The organism is Asticcacaulis excentricus CB 48 (genome assembly GCF_000175215.2).
Taxonomy (GTDB): Bacteria; Pseudomonadota; Alphaproteobacteria; order Caulobacterales; family Caulobacteraceae; genus Asticcacaulis; species Asticcacaulis excentricus.
Genome location: NC_014816.1, coordinates 2,444,357 through 2,463,504 on the forward strand (window position 1 = coordinate 2,444,357; position 19,148 = coordinate 2,463,504).

At 52.2% G+C, this 19,148-nt stretch carries 16 protein-coding genes; 5 read left to right on the plus strand and 11 right to left on the minus strand.

Going from position 1 to position 19,148, the window contains the following annotated elements:
* Positions 1 to 170: 170 nt before the first annotated feature.
* The gene (locus ASTEX_RS20655) at positions 171 to 1,868 is read left to right on the plus strand and encodes a HupA family protein (protein WP_174266567.1); all 1,698 of its coding nucleotides are present in this window, start codon (positions 171 to 173) and stop codon (positions 1,866 to 1,868) included.
* Positions 1,865 to 3,190, plus strand: a complete 1,326-nt coding sequence (locus tag ASTEX_RS11155) for a surface lipoprotein assembly modifier (RefSeq protein WP_041658642.1) — start codon at positions 1,865 to 1,867, stop codon at positions 3,188 to 3,190. Before ASTEX_RS20655 ends, ASTEX_RS11155 begins: the two co-directional genes overlap by 4 nt.
* Before the next feature lie 398 nt (positions 3,191 to 3,588).
* On the opposite strand, the gene rfbA is transcribed toward ASTEX_RS11155, so the two are convergent.
* From rfbA to ASTEX_RS11180, 5 genes are all read right to left on the minus strand, one after another.
* Positions 3,589 to 4,461 carry a glucose-1-phosphate thymidylyltransferase RfbA gene (gene rfbA / locus ASTEX_RS11160; protein ID WP_013479741.1) on the minus strand — a complete coding sequence of 291 codons (873 nt, stop codon included), beginning with the start codon at positions 4,459 to 4,461 and terminating at the stop codon, positions 3,589 to 3,591.
* 4 nt (positions 4,462 to 4,465) lie between these two features.
* Positions 4,466 to 5,365 (minus strand): dTDP-4-dehydrorhamnose reductase, encoded by a 900-nt coding sequence (rfbD, locus tag ASTEX_RS11165; protein ID WP_013479742.1) that lies wholly within the window; start codon positions 5,363 to 5,365, stop codon positions 4,466 to 4,468.
* A 2-nt stretch (positions 5,366 to 5,367) separates the two neighbouring features.
* Positions 5,368 to 6,426 (minus strand): dTDP-glucose 4,6-dehydratase, encoded by a 1,059-nt coding sequence (gene rfbB, locus ASTEX_RS11170; RefSeq protein ID WP_013479743.1) that lies wholly within the window; start codon positions 6,424 to 6,426, stop codon positions 5,368 to 5,370.
* A gap of 32 nt (positions 6,427 to 6,458) precedes the next feature.
* Positions 6,459 to 7,001 carry a dTDP-4-dehydrorhamnose 3,5-epimerase gene (gene rfbC / locus ASTEX_RS11175; protein WP_013479744.1) on the minus strand — a complete coding sequence of 181 codons (543 nt, stop codon included), beginning with the start codon at positions 6,999 to 7,001 and terminating at the stop codon, positions 6,459 to 6,461.
* 120 nt (positions 7,002 to 7,121) lie between these two features.
* Positions 7,122 to 9,227 carry a M3 family metallopeptidase gene (locus ASTEX_RS11180; protein ID WP_168148136.1) on the minus strand — a complete coding sequence of 702 codons (2,106 nt, stop codon included), beginning with the start codon at positions 9,225 to 9,227 and terminating at the stop codon, positions 7,122 to 7,124.
* Between the two features lie 178 nt (positions 9,228 to 9,405).
* Between ASTEX_RS11180 and ASTEX_RS11185 the strand changes: the two genes are divergently transcribed.
* Both ASTEX_RS11185 and ASTEX_RS19950 read left to right on the plus strand, forming a co-directional pair.
* Complete coding sequence (locus ASTEX_RS11185; protein ID WP_041658644.1) at positions 9,406 to 10,257, plus strand: glutamate racemase; 852 nt, start codon at positions 9,406 to 9,408, stop codon at positions 10,255 to 10,257.
* Positions 10,258 to 11,024: 767 nt separating this feature from the next.
* Entirely contained in the window at positions 11,025 to 12,047 is a 1,023-nt protein-coding gene (locus ASTEX_RS19950; RefSeq protein WP_168148109.1) for a glycosyltransferase family 2 protein, read from the plus strand.
* A gap of 83 nt (positions 12,048 to 12,130) precedes the next feature.
* On the opposite strand, the gene ASTEX_RS11190 is transcribed toward ASTEX_RS19950, so the two are convergent.
* The 3 genes from ASTEX_RS11190 to ASTEX_RS11200 are packed head-to-tail and all read right to left on the minus strand — an operon-like array spanning position 12,131 to position 15,220.
* The gene (locus ASTEX_RS11190; protein WP_013479748.1) at positions 12,131 to 13,273 is read right to left on the minus strand and encodes a hypothetical protein; all 1,143 of its coding nucleotides are present in this window, start codon (positions 13,271 to 13,273) and stop codon (positions 12,131 to 12,133) included.
* A gap of 16 nt (positions 13,274 to 13,289) precedes the next feature.
* On the minus strand, positions 13,290 to 14,345 hold the full coding sequence (locus tag ASTEX_RS11195; RefSeq protein WP_013479749.1) for a GSCFA domain-containing protein: 1,056 nt from the start codon (positions 14,343 to 14,345) through the stop codon (positions 13,290 to 13,292).
* Positions 14,342 to 15,220, minus strand: a complete 879-nt coding sequence (locus tag ASTEX_RS11200) for a WcbI family polysaccharide biosynthesis putative acetyltransferase (protein WP_013479750.1) — start codon at positions 15,218 to 15,220, stop codon at positions 14,342 to 14,344. The genes ASTEX_RS11195 and ASTEX_RS11200 overlap by 4 nt, the downstream gene beginning before the upstream one ends.
* Before the next feature lie 296 nt (positions 15,221 to 15,516).
* Between ASTEX_RS11200 and ASTEX_RS19955 the strand changes: the two genes are divergently transcribed.
* Positions 15,517 to 16,269, plus strand: coding sequence for a class I SAM-dependent methyltransferase (locus ASTEX_RS19955; RefSeq protein WP_168148111.1), 753 nt, complete (start codon positions 15,517 to 15,519; stop codon positions 16,267 to 16,269).
* Positions 16,270 to 16,390: 121 nt separating this feature from the next.
* Here the strand turns inward: ASTEX_RS19955 and ASTEX_RS11205 are convergent, their stop codons facing one another.
* From ASTEX_RS11205 to ASTEX_RS11215, 3 genes are all read right to left on the minus strand, one after another.
* Positions 16,391 to 17,482, minus strand: a complete 1,092-nt coding sequence (locus ASTEX_RS11205) for a glycosyltransferase 61 family protein (protein WP_144004657.1) — start codon at positions 17,480 to 17,482, stop codon at positions 16,391 to 16,393.
* 83 nt (positions 17,483 to 17,565) lie between these two features.
* A complete protein-coding gene (locus ASTEX_RS11210) occupies positions 17,566 to 18,372 on the minus strand; it encodes a sugar phosphate isomerase/epimerase family protein (protein ID WP_013479753.1) in 807 nt (268 codons plus the stop codon).
* Positions 18,369 to 19,142 (minus strand): Rossmann-fold NAD(P)-binding domain-containing protein, encoded by a 774-nt coding sequence (locus tag ASTEX_RS11215; protein ID WP_013479754.1) that lies wholly within the window; start codon positions 19,140 to 19,142, stop codon positions 18,369 to 18,371. The genes ASTEX_RS11210 and ASTEX_RS11215 overlap by 4 nt, the downstream gene beginning before the upstream one ends.
* Positions 19,143 to 19,148: the final 6 nt, after the last annotated feature.

Here is a 19,148-nt window from a genome sequence, read left to right on the forward strand (position 1 = left end):
CGCCACCACCGCCACCGCCACCTGCAGGGATCGGTAGCAATGACTGCGTCACGAGGCCGAGCGCGATTGCGTGTGCTACGTCGCCCCTTACACTCGCTGGAGCGACGGCATTTACCGTCACAGGTCTGGCTTCTGCATTTAATGCAGATGATCTGAACACGAATGCTACGGTGACCCTGTCCGCGGGCAGTTCAGGTACGGCTGGGGACGAAACCTACCGCGTGGTCTATAAACTCAATGGGCAAACCTACGACTTCGAGGTTGGCGGCACTGGCGAGTCCTTTACGACGTTTGGATTTCCCACCAGACGGCCCGCATGCACGAATCCGGTCAATTGCCCCGCCAGCGTGAACCTGATCTACGCGGCGACCGCTGAGTCGGGCGATTTGGACTATGTGCTTCCTTACATGCTGTCAAACCTGTCGACGCAGATTTATGGCGTCGCCGGCCGCGAGACAGGGTCCTTTACCCCGTCTATGCAGACAGGCACTGCGCTCTATGCAGGTTCCGCGTTCGGGTCTGTCGCCACTCCCACGTCCAGCGGAATTGCACAGGGGCGTTTACGCATGGACGTAAACTTCGCCAGCGGCGCCATTGAGGGGGCTATTGTTGATTTTTCCGCCGCAGTGTCGACTCCTATCGTCCTTGACTTCCTGTTTACAGGCTCTCTGAACAACACCAGCGGCCGATTTACAGGCTCAGCACTCGCCCGCCAGCCTGGGAGTGGCCTAGTAGGGAACGTATACGGAAGTTTTTATGGGATTTCAGGCCAAAAACCGGACGAGGTTGGCCTGAGTTATTATCTGACTTCTCCCACTTATCAGGTAACGCTTACGGGCATCGCGGTAGGAGGCGCGACCACTTCCGCTGCAGCTCTGCCGCCGCCGCCGCCAACCGCGACACCTCCAGTGTCACCGCCACCGCCACCGCCACCGTCACCTCCGCCACCCCCGGTTCCGGCGACGCCACCAGGATCGTCTCCTGGGTCCAGCGCGACATGCGCCAAAGCGAAGTGCTTGACGGGAAGAACCTATTTCAATGGACCTTCAACTCTAATCCAGGTCCGAAATGCAAATCCCGGCGTTGCCACACCCATTGCGGGAACGCGAATCGATACGGTTACGGCAAACACGTATGTCATGATTGATCCAAAAGGCACTGCGTCAGAATCGGACGACATCTACAGCTTGCAATATATGAATGGTGGGAACGTCTACGAGCGAAACTTCAGCCTTCTCCAGCCCGTTTCCAACGTGCTTGGTTCTTTGAAAGTTGCCGCTTTTGCAGACGGGTCAACTGACAGTTTCTTCCTGGTCGATCTCGACTCTGTCTTGGCGCAGGCGGCTGACTATGTTCAGATTGCAGCATTTAGTCGCGAGATCGGGAGTACCGGCGCTGAGCTGGCATTTATCACCTTTGGGCGCCAGACCGACGCCAAGGATATGCCAACGTCCGGGACCGCAAGCTATGCGGGGCAAACTCGGGGCATCTATGTTACAAGTAGCGGGGACGTGTTTGACACGGCCAGTTCTATCGACATGACAGCCAATTTTGGCACCGGAAAGATCACCGGCCTCGCATCCAATTTCAAGCTCATGAACTCGAGCGGGAATTTGGCGACGCGAACAGAAAAACTCGATTTCCTTTATTCTGCAGACATTAACAGTGGTACCGCCACCTTCTCTGGAACGGCGATCAGTGCATTCCCAATGAGTGCGGGCGGGCTTGGGATCACGGGTCAAGTTGAAGGCGCATTCTTCGGTCCGAAAGATGCCCCTCCGGCTGCCGCCGGCCTGACCTATAAGCTAGGCGTCCCCGTGACGGGGGCGTTTATGTCAGGAGGCGCGGTAATGGAACACAAACCTTGAGACAAGGGGTTTTGGGCGTTGCCTTCATTGTTGCGAGTTTGGCGGTTGCTGACCCGGTATTTGGGCAGACCACCGACGTGTTTACGCAAAACCAAACGCTCAGCGCCAAGGCATTTGGCGATGAGTTGATCCGGCGCCTAAAATCGGGTGATTATGAAGGGGCGCTGGAATGGCTAGAGGGGCACCCTGACGTTCTCTCCCGGGATGAAGGTCAAAAGCTCCAGATTCAGTTACTTATGTTTTTGGGCAGAGATCGTCAGGCCCAAGCGTTAAGCGAAACCTACCTTTCGGGCCATCCTAACGACGCGACGGCAAGATTTCAGCTCGCAGAGCTCCATTTTCGCGCGCGGCAGGACCAAGCGGCTGCCTTCGCTTACAGACTTGCTCTCGCGGGAAACCTCGATGAGGCAAGACGCACGGCTGCATACGGGCGCTTAGAGCAAATCGAAGGACGTAAGCGTTGGCGTTATTGGGTTGGGGGCTCAGTAGCTCCAGACTCCAATCTAAACTCAGCAACAAATTCAACCCGAGTCGATTTATTCGGCCTCCCCTTCGAGTTGAGTGACGATGCCCGTCGGCGTAGCGGAGTTTCAGTGAACGCGTTCGGCGGCATCGATCGGATCGTTGAGTTCACGCCATCGCTGGGACTACGCTTAAGCACTGTCGCGAGTGTAACCGACCTGCCGGGTAACGATACCGATCTTGGGTACCTATCCCTTCGAATGGGGCCACAATGGCGCCTGGATCAAACCACGGTAGTGTCCGTACAAGTTAAACGAAGCCGGCAATGGTATGGGGGTGAGGTCTGGGAAGACACAGAGGGTATAGGCCTTGAGAGCGATAGCTACAGCGCAAACAGGCGCTGGACCGGGGCTATAAACCTCGATCGCGTCAGCGCTCGCCTAAACCCCGCCCGAGGCGGCCATTTGTGGAGCTTTGAAGCGGCAAGAACTCAATTCCTGGGGAATTCGTCTCTCTGGCGTCTAGGCACGTCCGTTATCCGGCGAGAGGCCAAATCTGCGCCGGAGGCATACCTTCAAGGTCAGTTAAGCATCGGGCGTCTGTTTCAGGGGCCAAAGGCAACGTTTATCTACACAGAAGCCTCTGTTGGTCATCGCCGTTATGACGCAGAGGCTGTAGCGTTCCGGACCCGGCGCATTGATCGCGAGGCATCAATTGAAGTACGGCTATCAAAGCGGGACTGGTTCTTGTGGGGAGGTCATCCCTTTGTGTCGGTGTCGGCTTCACAGAATAGGTCAAGTATCAATCTTTACGAATACGACCGTACTCGCGTTGAATTCGGCTTCACACGAGAATTTTGAATTGACGAACAGGAACGCTTGATTTTCAGTCAGTAGAAACCCGTGCTCGGATGCATCGGTGATATCAGGTGAAATACCGACCTGACCTAACCGACACTCGGTTTCCTGCGACCGCGAAGAGACCCGAATGTCTTGGTACGATTGCCTCACCAGCGCGAAAAGGCTCCTGAGGCTGCGCAATGCTCCCGGTTGGAAGTGTCTGTCCAACCTAACTGACCAATCCGACGGCTAGACCGGCCACTAAAGCTCCGAAGAATCCACATACCATAACTACGACAGTTGCCGTTGATTTGAACTCGCGCATCCTGTGTCTCCCTTTGTCACCCCACCATTCAGGAAACTGCACAAGAGAGATATGTTATAAAAAAAATCAGCGTAAGGAAAAAACAAACGCCCTGTCAGCGGCCTCCATTTAGACATCTAGCGAGGTACTTTCCGTACTCACTTTTACCGAGGTTCTTAGCGAGGCCTTCAAGCTCGGTGTCGGAGATGTAGCCTCTGCGCCAGGCGATTTCTTCCGGACAACAGATCTTCATGCCCTGACGCTTTTCCAGAACGCGCACAAACTCCGCCGCGTCCAGAAGGCTGTCGGGCGTGCCGGTGTCGAGCCACGCATAACCGCGGCCAATCGGCTGGACACTCAGTTGCCCCCGTTCCAGATAAACCCGGTTCACATCGGTGATCTCGTATTCACCGCGGGCTGAGGGCGCCAGGTTGGCGGCGATGTCGACCACCTGATCGTCGTAGAAATAAAGGCCCGTGATCGCCCAGTTCGACTTCGGCTGAAGAGGCTTCTCTTCCACCGACAACGCCTTGAATTTGTCATCGAACTCCACAACGCCATAGCGCTCCGGATCAGACACCTGGTAAGCAAACACCGAGGCGCCGGAAGTCAGTTTTGATGACCCTTCCAGCGTCTCGCTTAGGTTGGAGCCGTAATAGATATTGTCACCTAGGATCAGGCACGACGGCGCACGGCCCACGAAGTCCGCACCGATCATATAGGCCTGCGCCAGACCATCCGGGCTCGGCTGTTCCGCATATGACAGCTCAATCCCCCACTTTTGACCATCGCCCAGCAGTTTCTTAAAGAGCGGCAGGTCGTGCGGGGTGGAGATGATCAGGATTTCCCGAATACCCGCCATCATTAGCGTCGACAGCGGATAATAGATCATCGGCTTGTCGTAGACCGGCATCATCTGCTTGGAGACGCCGATCGTCATCGGGTGCAGACGCGTACCACTGCCGCCAGCCAGAATAATTCCCTTCATACTTTTACTCCTTCACGGGGGCCGCCACGCCCGTCAGGCGCGTCAGGCAGTCGTCGAGAGACACACGCCATGGATCCAGGCGCAGATCATAAACCTCAGCCAGCTTCTCGCCGCTGAGACGCGAGTTCGCCGGACGTTTCGCCGGCGTCGGATAAGCCTCGGTCGGGATCGGTGTGACCTTCACAGCCTTCCCGCCGCGCAAGGCAGAGCCTTCAAAGATCACCTCGGCAAACCCTGCCCAGGTCGTCTCGCCCTGCCCCGTCAGATGGAATATCCCCCGCAGCTTGGGATCGGGATCTTTGGACACCCTCTGGGCAATGTGCAGCAAGGCGCGCGCAATCTCCGGCGCATAGGTCGGACAGCCTTTCTGGTCGGCCACAACATTCAGCTCGTCACGCGTCTCACCAAGGCGCAGCATGGTTTTGACGAAGTTGTTGCCATAGGGAGAATAGACCCAGGCCGTTCTCAGAATGACGTGATTGGCCGTGGCTGCCGCTATCTGGGTTTCGCCAGAAAGCTTCGTCATGCCATAAACGCTCACAGGGCCCGGCGCATCACTCTCCGTATAGATGCCGTCCTTGTCACCTGCGAACACATAATCCGTAGACAGATGAAGCAGCGGAATGTCGAGCTCAGCTGCAATTTTCGCCAGTGCGCCGGGGCCATCTCCATTGATCGCCTGCGCAAGCTCGGTCTCACTCTCGGCCTTGTCCACAGCCGTATAGGCGGCCGACGAGATAATGACGTCAGGCCTTGCCGCCTTAATCGGCTCAGCCAGGGTCTCAGGCTTTGATAAATCGATTTCCGGCAGGCCAACACGAATGACCTCCAGGCCCAGAGCCTCGCCTAAGCTCTGCAGCGACGTGTCAACCTGACCTTCCTTGCCTGTAACGACAATGCGCATGATCAGACCTTCTCGCCGAGAACGCCCAGACGCTCGCCTGTGTAGACACCACCGCGCAGCGGGCGCCACCACTGTTCATTATCGAGATACCAGCGCACCGTCTTCTCAATGCCGGTGTCGAAGTTTTCGCGTGCCTTCCATCCAAGCTCGGTCTCAAGCTTAGTCGCATCAATAGCATAGCGGTGATCATGGCCCGGACGATCCGTCACGAAGGTGATCAGGCGATCGTGCGGTGCGCCTTGCGGGTGCATCTCATCCATCAGCGCACAGATGCGGTGGACCACGTCGATGTTTTTGCGCTCATTGCGTCCGCCGACATTATAGGTCTCACCCAGACGCCCCTTGGAGGCGATCAGGTGCAGCGCGCGGGCATGGTCTTCCACATAGAGCCAGTCACGGATGTTGGAGCCATCCCCATAAACCGTCAGCGCCTTACCCTCGAGCGCGTTTAAAATGTTGAGCGGGATCAGCTTCTCAGGGAAGTGGAAGGGGCCGTAATTGTTCGAACAGTTAGACACAATCACCGGCAGCCCGTAGGTGCGATGCCAGGCCTTGGCCAGATGATCAGACGCTGCCTTTGACGCCGAATAGGGCGAGGAAGGGTCATAGGGCGTGACTTCTTCAAAGAGTCCGGTTTCGCCCAGCGATCCATAGACCTCATCGGTTGAGACATGCAGAAAGCGGAAGTTTGCCTTGTCATCACCAGACAGGCCGTTCCAGTAGTGACGGGCCGCCTCAAGCATGGTGAAGGTGCCGATCACATTGGTCTGCACAAACTCGCCCGCTCCGGTGATCGAACGGTCAACGTGGCTCTCAGCCGCCAGATGCATGATATGGTCAGGCTTAAAGCCGTTGATGGCTGCTACGACCGCTTCGCGAGCGCAGATATCGGCCTGAACGAAGCTGTAGTTATTTGCCCCTGCAATCGGCTCAAGCGAAGCCAGGTTGCCCGCGTAGGTGAGCTTGTCGAGGTTCAAAACCTCTGCGCCGACTTCAGAGACCAGATAGCGCACAAGCGCTGAACCAATAAAGCCGGCCCCGCCGGTCACAAGAATACGCATGTCAAAATCCTTAAAACAAAATAGGCCCGCGCTTAGCGCAGGCTTGATAGCTTAGGCTGAACCTTATCCTTATCCGACAAGACCGCTGCCGCCAGATCGATCGGCCACTCAATGCCGATCTCAGGGTCATCAAACGCTAAACCCGCGTCATGAGTCGGGCTGTAGGGGCTCGTCACCTTATAGAAAACTTCCGTATCCGGTTCGAGCGTACAAAAACCGTGGGCAAAACCCTCAGGGATCCACAACTGAAGCGCATTGTCAGGCGTAAGGGTCTCCCCCACCCACTGACCAAAGGTCGAAGACTCCGGACGAATATCAACCGCCACATCAAAAATCGCCCCCCGAAGGCAGCGTACGAGCTTGCCCTGGCCACATGGCAACTTCTGATAATGCAGCCCCCGGATCGTGCCCACCTGCCCCGACAAAGACTGATTGTCCTGCACAAACGTCACATCCGCTACACTCTCACGGAACCAGGCGGCCTTGAACGCCTCCATAAAGTAGCCCCGGTTGTCACCAAATTTTTTAGGTGTGAGAAGCGCAAGACCCTCAATGTTATACGTCTTTATCTGCATAGCACCGACCCAGAAAAACTAGACCATGGGATACCTAGTTTTCTATGGAGGCACAACGTCAAATCGTAGAAAGCCAGGACGGCATTGCCCTGACTCTCTACGAAGATGCATTCTTAAAAACTACGCAAATCCACGCGAACGCATGAGGGCGGCCGGATCCGCATCGCGACCGCGGAACTGACGATACGCCTCAGCCGGATCTATCGTATTGCCGACGCTAAGGATGTATTTCATCATGCGGCCAGCGACAGTCTGGTCGTAAAAACCTTTGGGCGCTTCAGCAAAGGCTTCCGAGCAATCCGCAGCCACGACGTCTGCCCACAGATAGCTATAGTAACCAGCTGAATAGCCGTCCGATGAGAACACGTGCGCAAACTGCGGCGTGCGGTGGCGCATGACGATCTCTTTGGGCATGCCAAGTTTTGCCAGTTCGTCCCGCTCGAATGCGTCTGGATCGATGTCAGCGTCTCCCGCCAGATGCAGCTTCATATCGATCAGGGCTGAGGAAAGATACTCAACCGTAGCAAAGCCCTGATTGAAGTTCTCCGCCTTCTTGATCTTCTCCAGCAGTTCAGCCGGCATAGGGGCCTTGGTCTTGTAGTGAAGTGCGAACCTTGAAAGCACTTCGGGAGTAGACAGCCAACGCTCATTCACCTGAGAGGGGAATTCAACATAGTCGCGTGCCACTGATGTTCCCGACAACGACGCATAAGTGACATTAGACGACAGACCATGGATGGCATGGCCGAACTCATGGAAAAGTGTCGTCGCATCATCCCAGGAAACGAGTATCGGCTCGCCCGGAGCAGCCTCCAGGAAATTTGAATTGTTAGACACGATCGGCATGACAAACTTACCGGCTTCGCGCGACTGGCTGCGATAGGCATTCATCCAGGCGCCGGAACGCTTTCCCTTGCGCGCATAGGGGTCGAAGTAGAACAAGCCCATGACCTTGCCTTCGCGCGAGACCTCATAGGTCGTCACATCCTCGTGGAAAACGGGCAGGCCTTCCACCTTTTTGAAACCAAAGCCATAGCTCTGCCCCGCCGCCCAGAACATGCCTTCTACGAGCTTATCAAGCTGCAGGTAGGGCTTGATTTCATTTTCGTCGAGATCATAGCGCGCCTTACGCACCTTCTCTGCGTAAAAGCGATAGTCCCACGGGGCGATCGTTATCCCTGCCTTTTCGGAGTCGGCGACTTTTTGCATGTCGGCGACTTCTTCATGAACGCGCTTGACCGCAGCCGGCCACACAGACTCCATGAGCGTCATGGCATTCTCTGGGGTCTTTGCCATCGCATTCTCTACACGCCAATGGGCATGCGTGGGATAGCCGCGGAGCTTTGCCCGCTCAACACGAAGCTTCAGGATTTTTTTGATGAGCGCGTTATTGTCCCACTGATCCGCATTGTCACCTCGGTTGACAAACAGACGCCAAACCTTTTCGCGGGTGGCCCTGTTCGTGCAAAAAGTCGTGACCGGCTCCATCGCGGATCGGGTGTTGGGGATAGCGTAAAGACCATCCTTGCCCGCAGCCCTAGCCGCCGCAGCCGCTGAAGCCAAAAAACCGTCTGAAAGACCCGGAAGGTCATCTTTGCTGAGGAAGAGGACCTGTTCTTCGTCATGCAAAAGATTATCAGAGAACTGATTGAAAAGGGTTGAGAGCTCTTTATTGATCTCCGCAACGCGTGTTTTCGCCTGGGGCGACAAGGCGGCGCCTGAACGCACAAAGCCGTTATAGGTCACCCAGAGCAGGCGGTCTTGCTCAGGAGTCAGCTTCAACGAAGCGCGTTTGTCATAGACTGACTTAATGCGTTGGAAGAGCGCTTCATTCTGGTTGATTTCATCGCCAAAGGCCGCGAGCTTCGGAGACAAGCGCTTGGCAATGGCTTGGAGATCAGGTGTCGAAAGACCGCCGCTCCACACACCATAGAGCGTAGAGACCCGCTCCATCGCAGCACCCGAGGTCTCTAGCGCCACAATGGTATTTTCAAACGTCGGAGCCGACTTACTGTTTGTAATGGCCGAAATTTCCTCGCGCTGCGCCTTCATCGCTAGGTCAAACGCGTTTTCGAAATCTTCAATTTTGACCTTGTCAAACGGGGGTACACCACCATACGGGCCTGTCCAGGCCTGGGTCAGAAAGTTGCCCCCTGCATTCGCAAGAGCTACTCCCGGCAACAAGCCTGCTGACGTCATCAGTCCGATAACCATGCGGCGATCCATTTGCATAAATTGCTCCTCGTAAGATTCTACGGAGTGTCTTCACGTTTAACACCGTAAAATCCGTTCCACGTGCAATCATCTAAGCATGCGCCCTTGCTGGCGACAAGGGCACGGGGCTATAGACAAGCACTGACTTCTAACGTGACCACGTGGTCACACGAGCCTAAAGGGTTTTATGATGGCGATTGGGGTTTTCGATTCTGGCGTTGGCGGATTGAGTATTCACCGGGCGCTGGTTGATCGGATGCCTGGTGCGGATTTCATTTATCTAGGTGATCAGAAGCACGCGCCCTACGGCGAGAGATCAGGTGAGGAAATTGTTGAGCTCACCCGACAGGGCTGCGAGACCCTTTTTAATGCCGGCGCTTCGATAGTGGTGCTTGGATGCAATACGGCCTCAGCCGTCGCCCTTCGCCGGCTTCAATCAACATGGCTTGCCGATTACCGGAAGTCGATAGGCCGTCCGGTTAATGTATTAGGCATCATTGTTCCAACCATTGAGGCCGCTACCGGCCTGCCCTGGGAGCACGAAGCCGAACGTCGTGGAGCGAAAATTGAGAATGTCGACGTCTTAGGCATATTTTGCACGACGGCGACTGCCCGCTCGAGAGTCTATGAAATTGAAATCGATAAGCGCCGTCAGGACCTCGCCGTCTTTACTGAACCGTGCATAGGTTTGGCAGCTATGATTGAGGCTGGAGAAAGCGAAGAGAAGTTGACAGCCGTTGTCGAGAGCCGCGTTCAGGCTCTTAAGACGCGCATTGGACGATACCCTGACCGAGCCATCTTGGGCTGCACGCACTACGAAATCATCGGAGAGCTGTTTAAAGCCGCGCTTCCTGAGGGGACCCCGCTCATTCACCAGCCGTCATCGGTTGCAAACGCGCTAGAGAGCTACATTGCCCGTCATCCTGAATACGCCATCGGGACATCGGCCAACCATGCTTTCCTGACAACCGGCGTACCCGGCCTTCAGTCTGAAATAGTTGCTGCCTTTTGGGGCGCTCCCATCTCGTTCGAAGCCATCTAAGTTAACACGTACTCAGGAATTTTACCCTTTCGCACCTGCGTCCGAATTTAAGCATTTACGACGGTAAGACCGCAATGCAATCGTTAACTGAAAGACTACTACTCCGCCAGGCATCCTTTGCGTTACTATCGACGCCTATCTGCTCCGCATTGAACCCGTGCGCTTGTCAGGCCTCCCCAAACCCGGAGCCATTCCCGCGTGAGTGACCAAACCGAACCTTCAATAGGTGGCCGCGTTTCCTGCGGTGTCTCCGTTTTCAATCGCCAGCCTTTTCTTCTACGCCGCAACAGTTTTAACAGAGGCGGATGACTACTGAGCCCCGAGAGGTGTGACGCGTTAACGTCTACCTCAGCAGACGCTTCCTTTTAAATGAACTCATAGCCCTAACACAGCGCCCTTACCCTCACCGTAAAGGCTTTTTTGTCGACTATTGGCGGTTATCGCGGCATAAGACGCCCATGGCTAGCATGCACCGCCGCATAGACTTAAGTGACGACTTAAGTATCGCTCTATCAAGGGGCTCGAATTCAATCCGAGCCGTCCCAGGCGACCTGCTGCTGAATATGAGCGGGTTATACAGTTTTAAGTCATCAGGTCCCATAATTGAAATCGAAGCGACTGAGGTTGCTAGCCTGCGGCGTTGCGCAATTTATGCCTCAGTTGACACTCGATACATTAGCTTGCCGGCAGGGCGCTACGCCTTCCATTATAGGGATGTATATTCTCAGGCTGACTCGAGTACCCGCCTGCAAATCAGACATGTCAATATGTTTGAAAAACTTAAACTGTATTCCAACAAAGCTTGGGGGTTGGCGTTTAACCCTCGTAGATTGATAAAGGCTCTTCGCACTGTAATCAAACAGCGCAATCAGGCAGTAGGAATAAAGACTTTCCGAGCGACATCATCACCACCGCCCTCAGTTGCTCTGAAACGAGAGCCTGTGGCCCCGTTCGAAACCGCGGAAAGTACGATGGTTTCGATCATTATACCTACCAAGATTCGGCATGACCTGCTTAAAGATTGCCTCGCCTCGCTAAGGCACATAAAACGAGTCTCGCACGAAACTATCATTGTAGATAACGGCGCCACTCACCCAGACATGATCGCATTGCTTGAAGAAGCTGCGAACATTCCGAATACGAAAATAGTTCGCCATGATATTCCCTTCAACTTTTCAAAGCTTTGCAATCTGGGAGCTGAGCGAGCCAGGGCACCAAATCTTTTGTTCCTGAACGACGACATCGAGGCATTAGACGGGACCTGGCTAGCCGAAATGTGTAGTTTCCTAGCGAGGCCTGACGTGGGCGTCGTAGGCGCACGGCTTCTGTACCCATCTCGCGATTTACAGCACGCAGGCATAGCAACGAATCTATTGCCAGGACCGGGCCATCCCTGGCGTCATTCAGGTGAAAAAATCTGGGCCACACATCCAGTTCTTAGCATGGCAGGAGAAGTGGATGCTGTAACCGGCGCTTGCTTACTGATAAAAAAAGAAGTTTTTGAAAGAGTTTCCGGCTTCGACGAACTCAACTTCCCAATTACGCAGAATGACGTGGACCTGTGTCTTAAGGTTCGCCGTTTGGGCCTGCGTGTCGTTTATACTCCAACCGCGACCTTGCTACACAAAGAAAGTCAATCTCGGCCACACGACGATAGGCGTGATCAACAAGTTCGCCAAGAAACCGAACGTAGAGCACTATTTGAGCGGCACTCAGATTTCTGCCGGTTCTCAGTTTTTTATCCAACCCACCTTAGACGTGACACGGAAAACGCGGATTTAGCTTCATAAACAGGGGACATGATCCCATTTACAAAGAAGTTATTACTTACACTAACACCAAATCGAACGAAGATCCGCATAAGCGCATTGCATTAAGTATATCGCATTCCAGCGCGCTCAAAGTATACGGCATATTTTTCTCTAAAAGCACGGTAGTCATCAAAATCGATGAGATGATATGGAATATCTTCAACCGGACCAGGCCGGAGCATCGTCCCATTGTACTGCGACTCTGAGAAATGAATAAGTACCGCTCTGAAGTCCATCTCACCATCAATGGCCTCGCGCCAATGTAGATGCGTGCGCCCCCGAAAAATAGCCAAATCGCCAGGCTTGAGATCAATACGCACTATATTTTCACTTGGAATATTTTCCTTATCTTTGACCGTCACCCGTTGCTGATACGGATTGAGAAATTTGGCCCGATCCAAGAACAGCGGGTTTTCCGCACCATCCGGTCCAAACTTGTAACATACCGTCGACGATATTTGCGTAAGTATATTGTCGTAATGCGGAAGGAGATCAGAGTTACGCACGTATTTCATTGCGAACGCCGCGCAGCGCAATAATTCAGATGACAACAAAAGTTCGTAGTACTCATGCGCAGCCATGTGAAACTGATCTATAAAGTCTCCACACTCGCCGTCATTGTGCATTCGGTAAAACTGTCGGGGATCGTCGAGCGCTTCCCTATGATTGAATGTCACATGCTTGTCGATGAGCGCAACTGCCTCAGGTGTGAGCGCATTTTCGATCTTTAAATATTCGTTTTCTAACCAAAAGGCTTTTAGTTGTTCAATCTCCTGAATTGACTTGGAGTTGAAAATTTTGACACCGTTGATATACTTGTTGTCAAGGACATTTAGACGATAATCGATCGGGTTCGCGGACAACTCAGCTGGCGCAAGCTGGTCAAAATGGAGAGATCCCCAATCGAGGATGGGCCACTGTGGAAAGTGCGTGAAAAGTTCGCTACGCGCCGACTCACTAATATGCTGGGCATCATGAGTGACAAAACGGTAGTGTGAATTCAGCAGCCATAGTCCCGTTGAGCCACTCTCGTGCACAACCTCAACTATATTAACATGCTTCATACCGAGTATAATGCGTGACGGCGTCCACCCGGGAGACAAAGGAAGCGTCCCACCGTCATGAGAACGCATCCGAATAAGGTCGCCGTTGTAATAAAAATAGTAAGAATCGTTTTGCGAAAAAAACTTAGAGACTTGCAGCATTAAACACCTGATAAATTCAGTTTTGATGCAGTGATTTTTCAATCACTTCTTCATCGCAGACAATACCGGGATTATCCTGGGCGACTATGTGAAACGGCATGCTTGCGGGCGCGGAAGAGACCTGGCCGGGTGAAAAAAAGTGTTTAGAAAAGACCCGCATGACATGCTTAACGCCCATATCCGTTACTTGGCGCAAGTCGTCGGCATAATACCTGCCCTGTGCCGCAGGAGAGGTAATGATCTCATAAGAGGGAAAATAAGTCACATTTGGGAAGTTTCGCTCTGCCGAGTCTGCGGCAACGCGCAACGCAGCCTTGCTATAGGTAGTTGACACCCAAACGTGCCGAGGTTCATAGGTCGCAATAAGAGGTACCGGAGAAACCGTCAATATTACCTCTGCACGCGGGTTCACTCCCCGAAGCTTTTCCAAAAACATAGCCAAATCAGCTTCGCATTCTGCAGCGGTGAAGTTGACGAACTCATACTTCACAGGATCGAATGTCCCACCACTCACACCTGGCGCAACCGGGTAAATGGCGCCGTCTTTCTTTGACCGCCAGCCTTCCGTCAGCCCTAGTGTAAAAATCAAAAAGTCGGCTTCTGTAAAAATATTTCGAACATATGCAAGGTGGGAAGCGCGATCAGCTTCAAGCTCACTCTCAGATCCAAATCCTTCAGGTTGAATCTGCGGTCGAAAGGCGTCGACGAGACAACCTTTATGCTCCCAACGATCATCCTCGGGTGAAAATAGACCGAAGGCACGATCAAACATCTGGTTTAGTTGGCGGACTGTGTAAACATTGCCGTATCGCCCAGAAAAAGTGCCATAATTGCGTATGGCTTTTTCAGTTTCAGGCATGTCGTCAGGACCAGCTTCGGGCACATAATAGTTTAACCCGCTGGTTCGGATAAAACGACCCAGATGCTGCGCAAAACAACTTCCAATTGTCACAACCTTGTCGGTCGGGGAAATTATCCGGCCACTCACGCAGGGGTCAATTTGCGACGGTGCTGGACGCGACATAGAGCGAGACCAAAACGCGTAGTCCTCAAGCTTACTATAAGGGTTCATGCCGCAGCCTCCAGTTGACGCGTCAACAAGGCATCGAACGCCGGGTTAAAGCGGCCGGTATGTATATTATCTTTCTCTATAGGCTGTGCGTCGTAATCAGCATAACTGATTTCAAGATACGTTCTCAGATCCGAGGCATGGCGCTCACGCGATTTCCAGCGAAAACAACCCGGCACCCCTAAATTGTCTGCAATGGCGGGATAGACAGGCCAAACAGCATCAAAGATCAGAGGATCGGCCAAGAAATCCTCGATAGGTTCGTAAACATCAGCGGACTTAGCGCCCATCTTCATGGCCAATTGGCGCGAGATATGAACGATCGGAGACAACTTAGCGTGGAGGTTAGAGTGCATGAACACACCTTGGCGTTTGACCGCAAGGAAAAACGTGGAAAAATCTAGGGCGCAGGCGTCGAAATCATTTTTCATACGAGCCGCGCTGTTATCCCATTCATCCAAATAACCGAGAGCGGCCAATGTATCCTTTTCAAAAAGCCGAATGGCTTTGTTAACCGGCACTCCTTCTTTCCAACTCCACAAAGCAAGGGTCGAATTATAGACGCACCCCATACTCGTAATGACATGAGAACCAGACGAAGGAATGACAATGTCCGGGTGGAAAGCGGGAAAGTACAATTGTGGCCAACGCAAAACCTGCAGTCTTGGATTAAGCGCCGAGAGATGATCTTCGGAAGCATAGTCAGGCAGGGCGGTGACCCAAATATCGACCGTACGTATCTCTTCATCAAACGCATCATCAGGCGAGACACCTGGTGTCGGCAAATGACCCACATCGTCGTGTGGCAACATGATTTTGAGGCTGTCAATGATGCCCCCCGTCTGACAGGCACCCGAAACACGGATCTTTCGCGACATCGCGCTATCCTTTGAACAAACTGGACTGAGATGGCAGTTAAAATATGCGACCAGCCCCCTCTGGCCTGAAACCCACGACATCAGTTTATTATCCAACTGCTGGGGTATAATCAAGTTCAGGGATCGGCGTTGACACCGGAACGTACTCGTTGCGTAAAACCAGGCCATACAAACGCTTCATAGGCCCTCAGGTGTTCCACGACGGGTACACTCATTAAATTCTTCGACATTTCAAACTGGACATATTTCGAGTTGCGAAAATACCCTGGCTTTGACAATCTTGAAAAATGGCCGAAATGAGCGAGAGCAGATTAATGCGAGACGGTGGGGAAATAGATGGCGAAAAACTCTTGGACTACCTCAAAGATGCGACAGGAGCGACATTTTTAAGATCGTTACGCCGGCCGCTACCGCGTGAAATGCCCGATCTAGAATGGAGCAAAACGCACTTTTTGCAGAGTTTGCCGACAAAAGGACGTTATCTCGACCTAGGCTGCGGCAACAACTCTCCTTGGTACACAAAGCAGTTTTTACCGGAGTGGCACTATATAGGCTTAGATGTTGAAGACTATAATCAGCAAAATAAAACAATTGCTGACGAATATATTGTGACAACAGGTTCCGAATTTTGCGACGCTATTGGCCGATATGCGGACACCATAGATGCAGTCATGTCTTCTCACAATTTGGAACACTGCGATAATCGCGACTTAACTGTGCGCTACATGGCACAAGCACTTAAAACCGGAGGAAGGCTTTTCATGTCTTTCCCCTGCGCAGACAGCGTAAATTTCCCTGGGCGGGGCGGCTGCCTGAATTATCATGATGATTACACTCACCAGGGGTCTCCTCCCGATTTCGGCCGAACCATTTCTATCCTCACCGAAGAAGGCGTGAAAATTTTATACGCAACAACCCGTTATCAACCACCAATCGGATGGCTAATGGGTCTGCAAGACGAACCGGAATCTTCTGGTTCCCGAGAAGTTAAGCTCGGAACCTGGTGGTATTGGGGGTTTGAAACATTGATTTGGGGTGAAAAACTTTAAATCAATCAAACGCTCACCTGGAATAGTAAAGGCGGATTAGGGTTAAATCTTTCTCCAGAAGAAATGCCGCGGCATTGCGTTTGATTAAATCACCCGAACAACAAAAAGCCCAACGAATAACTTAGCTGAAAGCTAAAGCCTTTAGCATCTCAATATCCACCACATTTTCATCGGATGCCTTGTGTACATTGAGATCTATATTGTACTCTTTCAGTATATTTTGCCATATTTCCAACCCTTCGTGTAAATACGACTTGGCTTGAATTACATGAACTTTTGTTCCCTTAGGCATGTAAATCATATTAGTCATGGCTGAGCCGAAATACATCCCCACGTACTTGACATTGGCGAGCACTCTTATCAGCTCAATAATTGAGATGTCTTCTGGATTGACAATCAAAAAGCCCTGATCGGCGAAAAAAGCTTCAGCTTCATCCTTATTGCCGATATCTCGGTAGGATGACGATCGCGTAATAAACACCTTTTCTGGCCCGGTGCTTTCACCGCTTCCTAGAGCTGCTAAACGAGCTTTGCTTGAGACCGACGATGGAAAGCGATGGAAGTTTGGGCTGGTGATGTGATTTTCGATGAGAGTCAAACCACGAAGTTTTAGAATTCCATCTCCGAATGTGTACGCATTCAGAGACGATTCGCCAAACACAGCCCGATCAAGAATCTGATAGTTCGTATTGAACTTAAAATTTTCCGTATCCAAATGACTATCCGTAGGATAGTCAAGGAATCCCGTCGCCTTACCAAATAGATTCATTTGTTGCATAAAATCATTTATGCTAAAGAGCTCATCCTGGAAATGGCCGTAGCTTAAAAACCACTTCTCAATCGCAACAAAATTTTCACCAATATTTGTGGCTGATGAAATATTGCTTTCCTCTATCAGAAACAAAGCCTGATCAATGAGCTGAAGAAAATTTACCAGATGCGTACAATAGTAACGACTATTGAACTCTATTTTCCCTTGATCATCAAAAAAGAGTGCGTGGTGCTTGCGGTTGTGATCACCTATATAATAAAGCGTGTCATTGCTGACACTGTATCGATAAGCATCAATGTTCTGAATGTTCCGTGGCCGGAATATCGAAAGCTCTGGCAGAGCGGTTTCTGCTCCGTGGTACCCTCCTTGAATAAGCCCCTCAATGAGCCGATCCTTGTCGCTCTGCGGAAGACGACTAAGGGAGTTAATTTTATCTGCCAATCCGGAATCCACGAGACCGCCTATTCATAAGAGTTATCAAGAGCGAGCCAACGCGTCACATGACCTCGTTAGCGAGGAGAATATCACGCGTAAGTTTTCACCGCATAGTCAACAGAGAAGAGGACGTCATCTGACGCCGTGCCCGCTGGCTCTAACATTTCTATCGCAATCCAGTGATCATAATTAATCGCTTTCAATGCCTTCGCCGCATCGGCATGGTCGATGGAGGGATTGCGCAGACTTGCCAATTTGGGCTCGGCGATATGAAAGTGGGCCAGTCTATCACCAGCCGTTTGAATGGCGTCGGAGATACTCCCCCCTCCAAGCGAGATACATCCGGTGTCAAAATGGACGCAAAGACCCTCATGCCCGACCTCGTCGACCATCTGAATAACCGCATCAGATGTATCTACGAAGTTACCGCCGTAAAACTCGGGGACCGGCTCAATACCGAGAGAAAATCCTTCGTCTGCAACAAGTCGCGCCAGCTTGCCAAAGCGTTCGCGTCCCAATTCCCAGGCGGCCTGCACCTCCAGATTTCCACGATCTCGGTTTCTGGGAGAGCCAAATACGCCGACATTAGCTCCGAGGCGGGTTCCGATGCGCGCGACCTTTTTCAAATGGGTCGCCATAATGTCAAACGCGGCTTCATCGCCGAGAAGCTGCGCGTCATTGATCCCGAAAAGCAATGCCTGAAGCGATGGCACCACTAAATCGGCCTCTGCTAGCGTCGCGCGGTACCGATCGACAACATCGTTCGTCAGTTCTTCCCATGGAGCTATACGGGTGGGCGCCACCTCGATACCCGAGATTCCACGTGACCGCAAAGTACGAAGATAGTCTTGAGAGACATCAGCCTTCAAAGCAAGATTGGAAAGCGCCAACTTCATTTTGCCCCTCGCTTTTCCCCTTCGATATAAAGACCCAGTTCTTCAAGAACCTGAGACTTAGTCAAATGGTACCTCCCTTGCCCCTCGAGGACATCTGCATACTGAGTCTGCATATCATAATTAGGAGCAGGTTCTTTAGCCTCACCAATCGCAGCTTCTGGGAAAAACTGGGCGGCTATCTCATTTGTCAAGATTGGCTCGACCGCGATGTTTACTAACGGCTGACGTGAAGCAACAATCTGATCAATATCTTCAGCGAACCTCCTCATCGGGTACCACTGAAGACGTCCTGATGGATTAATCTGATCAACCAAATTGTCCGTCAGAAGATCAAAAATCAAATTCTTTCGCAGCCCCGTCCCGAACAGTCCAGGCAACCGAATGATCGAGTGGCTGCTAAATCGCGTCGCGACAAATTTTTCAAGCACTCTGCGATTTAGCCCATAGGCGTGCAACCCCTCCTCTGCAGGAATATCGGCTTCACTTACACCAACAGGATTTCCGTAAACGTCGACAGTCGAAACCAAAACAAAGTGGTCAGTCTCGATCTGGTCGATTGCCTCAATAAGCGTATTTATGCCGGCTAAATCGCCAGAAGGATCTTTGTTAGCCTGCCATTTGACAGCTTTTGCGCCAGCGCAAATGACACTTGAAAAATGGCGCCCCTTGATATCGGCTATATTACTAGAATTGTAGGTCTCGTCGTAATCACGGGTTCGCAAGAGCGTCCCCCCGACAAATCCTGTATAACCAATGAGTGCGGTTGACATGCTAAC